Here is a 6275-nt window from a genome sequence, read left to right as displayed (position 1 = left end):
GCCATATCCTGGACGGTTAGTGTTTGCACCTTCGTCGACTTTTCCTTTTCGGCGCGAAGAACGATGACGCGTAATACCTGAAAAACCGCGGTGCATTCTTCGCGGGCAAGCCACGCTCCCACAGGTTCTGCGTTTTTAACTGCCGGCTTGGAGCAAGCCCCTCTCGCCACAGGAATCTTTTTTGTCTGGTTTTTCTACTTGGGCCAATGATGGCATTTTGCTAGAGTCCGCGCCTCATAGGGAGTAGGCAAAGAAAGGAGTCTGGTTTGAGCGTGGGCAAGAAGATTTTAGGGCTTTTCGCGTTGCTGCTGATGGCGGCCCTGTGGGGCAGTTACTTTTATGTGTTCAAAGAGAACCGTAACGGCCAGCTCGGGGAGACCTTCAGCAGCTACGCCTGGTGTGGCACGCCACCGGCCAGCGATGCCACAGGCTCGGGCAGGGATCGACTGTCGCTGCACATCACCAACAACGTTCATGGCGAGTTCATGCTCTCGGGCGCGGTGATCGTCTCCGAGCGAACCTTTGATCGCTATGACCTGGGCCGCAACGAACTGCGGCTGCGCATGGAACCCCTGCAGTGGTCCTACGGCATTGCGCCGATTCTCATGGAGCAGGTCAGGATCAAGCCCCTGAGCCGCAACCTGTCTTCGACCGATAAAAGTGCCTACGCGGAACTTGAGTCCAGACCCATCGGGGTCTTGGGGCGGTCGACGGACTTTCCGTTCGACACCTATCGCTACGGCTACAAACCGGTGCTGTACATCCTCAAGGGCAATGAGCGCATTGACTTGAAATTCAGGCACATCACCACTGGCATGGAGATGTCGAACACCTTTACGCCGATCCGGAAGTACAACCGTGTCGAGTACATCAACGAGAAAAACTCGTTGATTCGCGAGGAGGATTACAAGCCCTACGGCGCCAACGAATGCGTGTTCAGTGTCGAGCGCAAAGGCTCGTTCAAGGTGATTGTGCTGCTGTTGTTGCTGGTGATGTGCCTGCCGCTGCTGCACGTGTTTTATCGCGATGAGCCGGGTATCGATTTTCTCGCGACGCTGGTGAGTATTGGTGCGATCCGGGTGTTTCTGGTGGGGCCGTTGAACGACTTTCAGCTGTACAGCATCGACTTCCTGTTCGCGGCGGTGATCATCCTGGTGGGCACGGTGTCGCTGATCAAGGCGATGCGCGCCAATAGTCGGCGGGAATTGGCGGCGAAAAGCGGATCTTCGTGGTGATCGGCCAGGGCTTGCCCGCGAAGGGGCCTTTGAATATGGCCGCGATCACTTCAGCAATAGGTGAATATTGTGCTTTTTGATAACAAAGTGCCGAGCATTGGCTATACCTGTAATTCCCGTATTCAATATTGTTGCCCGGCCTTCTGACAGGAGTTACAGCATGAAGCTTGCGTTACTGATGAGCACACTGTGCATCGCCTCGATCGGGGTGGTGGGTTGCTCGAGCAAAGTCGTCGAGCCGGACCAGTATTCCGGTTTTCTCAAGAACTACAGTCAGCTCAAGGAAGCCAAGTCGCCATCGGGCGCTGTGGTAATGCGCTGGATGGACCCCAAGCTCGATATCAACAAATTCACCAGTGTCTACATCGAACCGACTCAGCTCTATCCCAAACCGCAGCCGACGGTGAAAATCCCTCAGACCACACTGAACGGCATCACCAGTTACTACGATCAGGCGCTCAAACGCGAGGTGGGTAAATCCCTGCCATTGGCCAGCGGTCCCGGCCCTGGCGTTTTGGTGGTGCGTGCGGCGATCACCTCTGTTACCAGCAAGACCGAAAGCCTCCAGCCTTATGAAGTGATCCCGATCGCCCTGGTAGCGGCGGCAGTCAGTACCGCCAGCGGCATTCGCGACCAGGAAACCAATCTGGCCACCGAAGCGGTGTTTCTCGATGGTGGCAACAACAAAGTCGTGGCCCAAGTGGTGCGCAAGGGCATTGGCAAACCGCTGGAAAGCTCAGATCAGGTGATGAAGGCCGGTGACGTGAAAAACGTGATCGATGGCTGGGCGTCGGATATGCATCAGTCGTATCTGAAACTCAAGTCCAAGTCCAAGTAATGCGGCGGGGCTGAGGGCCTCTTCGCGAGCAAGCCCGCTCCCACATTGATTCTGTTTCGATCACAGATTTTGTGAACACCAGAGATCAAATGTGGGAGCGGGCTTGCTCGCGAAAGCGGTCTCCCGGTACCACTAATTCCCCCCGCAATCCCGATACCCCGCTACGACGCATCAAGCGGCGTCAGGTGCATCAGAAGTGCATCAGGTATGTCAGGTGCATAAGTTTTGCTTCAGTGCTTCTTCGCCTGCGCACGTACTCGTTCTTCCTGCTCGCGCAACTGCGGTGTGAACTCGGCCCCGAAGTCTTCGGCCTCGTACACCTGGCGAATCTCGATCTCGGCCTCTGTGCCCGGCATCGGGTTGGGGCAGCGCTTGACCCACTCGATCGCTTCCTCTTTCGACTTCACCTGCCACAACCAGTAGCCAGCGATCAGCTCCCTGGTTTCGGCGAACGGGCCGTCGATCACCGTACGCTCGTCACCCGAAAAACGTACGCGGGCACCTCTACTGCTGGGCTGCAGGCCGTCGCAATCGATGAGGATGCCAGCCTTGGCCAGTTCCTCGTTGAAATTGCCCATCGCGGTCATCAGTTCTTCGCTGGGCATCACACCGGCCTCGGAATCCGGGCTGGCTTTCACAATGATCATGAATCGCATGGTTTTGTCTCCGCTGGATTTGAGTGACTCACTGTCTAGTCGAATGGCCGTCGCCCGAATCGACACTACCTTTAACGAAAGACCGCAAAAGAAGTGGATTTGTTACCTGTGAGGGTGATTGATTCCCTCAAATAGCACCTCGTTTTAAATCCACACCGATAACTATGTACCGCACCTGACTGCGGTTGCATCGACATGCTGTGCCTACAGACAAGGAGAGACTGTATGGCACAACAAACACATTACGATGGAACGTCAGGAAGTGTTGTCATCAGGTCCGGACCACCCGCTTCGAGTGGTGGCTCAGGCGGCGGTTTTGGTGGCGGCGGAGGGGTTTCAGGCGGATTCGGTAAAACCAGCAAGAAAAGGCAAAAGGCCCGCAGGCGGGCCATAGAAGCTGATCGTCAGAAGAGGGAAAAAGAGCGTGCGCAGGCCGAGGCCAAAGCGCAAGCCGAGGCGGCTCAAGCACAGGCAGCCGCAGCGCAAGCTCAGGAACAGGCTCGCGTGCAGGCCCGGCATCAACAACTCGAGGGGCTGGCGCAGCATCATGCCGCCGTAAGGGTCGAGGTAGACCAACGTTTTGCTGCCCGATCCGCACAACTCGCTCCGACCCTGGAACAGGAAGTCCTGGCGGCGCGACGACCGCCCGATATCCACTTGAGCGAGCGCTTGCAGCTTCACAACATCACCAAACAAAAACAAGAAATTGATGGGCTGATCACCCGAAAAACCGCAGAACTGAACGCAAAGAACGCGGTTGCCCGATCATTCGATGGACACGATCCACTCACCCGCACGGTTAACGATTACCGGGCCCGACTGGAGCAATTCGGCGAGGCGCTCGTTCACGGCCACCAGATCTGGGAAAACGCCTACAACGCGGCCCACGAAGCGAGGCTGCTATCCACACAGATAAGCGCACTCACTGACAAGTCCAGCGCGCTGGCCAGGCGTCATGCCGAGCAGACGATTGTCTGGCGCGAAAGGGAAGCGGTCTGGGAGGCCCAACGCCAGTACGCCAGGCAGCGTGAAGCTCGAGTTCGCTTCAAGCAGCAGGCCGATGAAGATGCACGGGTTGAGCGGGTCAGGCAGGTCAACACGCTGACAGTCCCGGTGTCTTCGCTGACCGCTGGCGGGATGACTTTGACGCGCGATGGCATATTCGTTGCGCGGCAAGGCGCTGCAGTGCTTGAAATGGCTGTCCAGTCTGCCGTCAATACCCTCATCGATTTCGGGCGGATTGCCGCAAAAACGGGACCGGTGTTCGTCACCGCGATGGTGTACTCGCCAACCCTTGGTGATGGTGAGTTGAGCGCTGAGCAACGTCGGCGTTTGTTTCAGGCTGTCGGGGTGCCCGCGCCAACGTTGGGTCTTACTGACCGCCAAGCGTTGCAATCGATCGCCGATGCGGGCGGTTCAGTGGAGGTCGCATACCGACTCAAACCTGAAACCGTGCCGGAAGGCACCGCGATCATCGCTGTCGCTACGGGCGATGCCATTGGTGCTGAGGTGCCGGTCATCAATGCGGTGCTTGACCCGCTGACCGGCCTCTATAGCGCCGAGATTCCCGGATCGCCAGCCAGGCACCTGCAATTCACCCCGGACACCACTCAGGTTGCCACTGCCAGTCAGCCCGGGTTGAGCGTGTTGACACCCCAGGTCGAGGCCATTGCGGCGGGCGTCGATCTGCGTATCAGCGATTGCATTGTGTGCGTGCCTGATCAGCCGCCGATTTACTTCACCTTCAATCTGCCACCCATAGGCTCAGGCGTCGTCACAGGGGTCGGTAAACCGGCGGCGAATGACTGGTGGAAAGCCTCGAGCCAGGCACAAGGTGCTGCCATTCCCGTGCAGATAGGCGACCAGTTTCGTGGTCGTGAATTCAATTCGCTTGCCGTCTTCGACGAAGCGCTGTGGCGAACGCTCGGCGAGCATCCGGCGCTTATCGCTCAGTTCGATGAGGTGAACAAAAAGCGCATCGAACAAGGCTTCGCACCGTACGCGCCGAAAAGTACCTGGGTCGGTGAGCGACGCGAGTTCGAACTGCGCTATCAGGAGCGGGCAGAGCTCGGCGCCAATCCTTTCAACCTCGACAAAATCAGCATCACCACGCCGCAAAGCATCCAGGGACGGCTGGGGATCACTCCTGCGGTCCTGCCCTGGCCGATTCGTCCGGTTGGTGTCGGAACCTGGACACCCCTGGTGCCGCCGGGTATCGAACACCTCGGTCCTACAACCTCTCCGGTTACACCGTCGATTCCAGCAGTTTATCCCGGCACACCGATCATCCCGGTCCTACCGCAAAACGAGACGTTTCCGGCTGTTGACGAAGGGCAGGTCGGTGACAGTATTCCTGGGTATCCGGCGGATATGGAGTTGCCTTCGTCGGATGTCCTGTTTCTGGATCGGCGTGATGATCCGGGGACTGCAATAGGTTGGGGATCCGATGCCTCGGAGGTTTGGCTTGGGGATGACGCGAGGGGAAAGGGGGCTCCGATTCCTTCGCACATTGCGGATCAATTGCGGTGGCAGGAGTTCAGGAATTTTCATGGCTTCAGGCGAGCGTTTTGGAAGGCTGTTGCGGCGGATGCGGAGTTGAGCAGTCAATTTAAAACCATTGATTTGATCTTGATGCAAAAAGGCAAAGCACCCTTCGCCTCGCCTAACGACAGGAATGGAGGGCGAGTTAAATTTGAGATTCATCATATTTTTGAAGTTGCACAAGGAGGAGGTGTTTACGACATGGATAATTTGTTAGTCATGACGCCTAAGCGACATATTCTTCTACATGGCAAAGGAATTGACTGATGGAGTTTAAAGAGCATTTTGAGGACTACACAGAATCTGAATTTCTGGAGTTTCTTCGAGGCCTTTTTGAAGGGGGGCGAGATTTATCTGATGATGATTTCGACGCATACATAATCAAAGGTGTATTGCACTTCGAGGCAGTGACTGAGCATCCAGATGGTTCGGATGTCATCCTCCATCCTAAGGGCGGTCAGGAAGATAGCCCCGAACGCATCCTGAAAGAAGTCAAAGAATGGCGCGCACTCAATAACAAACCCGGCTTCAAGCCAGAGTAACTGCACGCATACAATTCAAAGGCATCTGCTCATCACACATGAGCAGATGCTGTTATCTGGCAGCCGTTGTGTGCCCGAAACAAGGAAGCAATAAAGATGGAACTTAAAACAACACTCAAGGATTACACCGAATCGGAATTCCAGGCCTTGGTGAACAGAATCTGGGCCGTCGATCTGCCGAAACAGGATCACGACCGACTGATCAATCATTTCGACCGCATCGTCGGTGATCCCAAAGGGGCCGACCTGCTGTTTTATCCGCCAGAGGACGATACGAATACTTATTCATCGGACTCGGTCGTGTACTACGTCAAAGACTGGCACCAAAAACAGGGGCGCGCCGCATTAAAAGGGGAGGGTGTTCCTGTGGTAGAAACCGGAGACATCCTTTACGTTTTAAACCGGAGACATCGTTTACAGGTATGAAATACGGTCAGGAGGTGCCTGACCATGCCCTGGAATC

Annotated in this window: 6 protein-coding genes; 5 read left to right on the top strand and 1 reads right to left on the bottom strand. The window is 56.1% G+C overall.

Translation table 11 applies throughout. The annotated features are described in order from the left end of the window. The first annotated feature begins 266 nt into the window (after positions 1-266). Both ACQKPC_RS29975 and ACQKPC_RS29970 read left to right on the top strand, forming a co-directional pair. Complete coding sequence (locus ACQKPC_RS29975; protein ID WP_427628285.1) at positions 267-1235, top strand: hypothetical protein; 969 nt, start codon at positions 267-269, stop codon at positions 1233-1235. Positions 1236-1395: 160 nt separating this feature from the next. Next, the gene (locus tag ACQKPC_RS29970; protein ID WP_427628284.1) at positions 1396-2073 is read left to right on the top strand and encodes a DUF3313 domain-containing protein; all 678 of its coding nucleotides are present in this window, start codon (positions 1396-1398) and stop codon (positions 2071-2073) included. 230 nt (positions 2074-2303) lie between these two features. On the opposite strand, the gene ACQKPC_RS29965 is transcribed toward ACQKPC_RS29970, so the two are convergent. Continuing rightward, a complete protein-coding gene (locus tag ACQKPC_RS29965) occupies positions 2304-2729 on the bottom strand; it encodes a YciI family protein (protein WP_427628282.1) in 426 nt (141 codons plus the stop codon). A gap of 225 nt (positions 2730-2954) precedes the next feature. Between ACQKPC_RS29965 and ACQKPC_RS29960 the strand changes: the two genes are divergently transcribed. The 3 genes from ACQKPC_RS29960 (at position 2955) to ACQKPC_RS29950 (ending at position 6238) form a co-directional block, all read left to right on the top strand. Further along, positions 2955-5537 carry an S-type pyocin domain-containing protein gene (locus ACQKPC_RS29960; protein ID WP_427628280.1) on the top strand — a complete coding sequence of 861 codons (2583 nt, stop codon included), beginning with the start codon at positions 2955-2957 and terminating at the stop codon, positions 5535-5537. Continuing rightward, positions 5537-5812 (top strand): bacteriocin immunity protein, encoded by a 276-nt coding sequence (locus ACQKPC_RS29955; protein ID WP_427628278.1) that lies wholly within the window; start codon positions 5537-5539, stop codon positions 5810-5812. The genes ACQKPC_RS29960 and ACQKPC_RS29955 overlap by 1 nt, the downstream gene beginning before the upstream one ends. A 96-nt stretch (positions 5813-5908) precedes the next feature. After that, positions 5909-6238 (top strand): bacteriocin immunity protein, encoded by a 330-nt coding sequence (locus ACQKPC_RS29950; RefSeq protein WP_427628276.1) that lies wholly within the window; start codon positions 5909-5911, stop codon positions 6236-6238. The last annotated feature ends 37 nt before the right edge of the window (positions 6239-6275 follow it).

This window comes from Pseudomonas sp. NPDC089918 (genome assembly GCF_050280605.1).
In the GTDB taxonomy this organism is placed as follows: Bacteria; Pseudomonadota; Gammaproteobacteria; order Pseudomonadales; family Pseudomonadaceae; genus Aquipseudomonas.
This window is presented reverse-complemented; position numbering and strand designations above follow the sequence as displayed.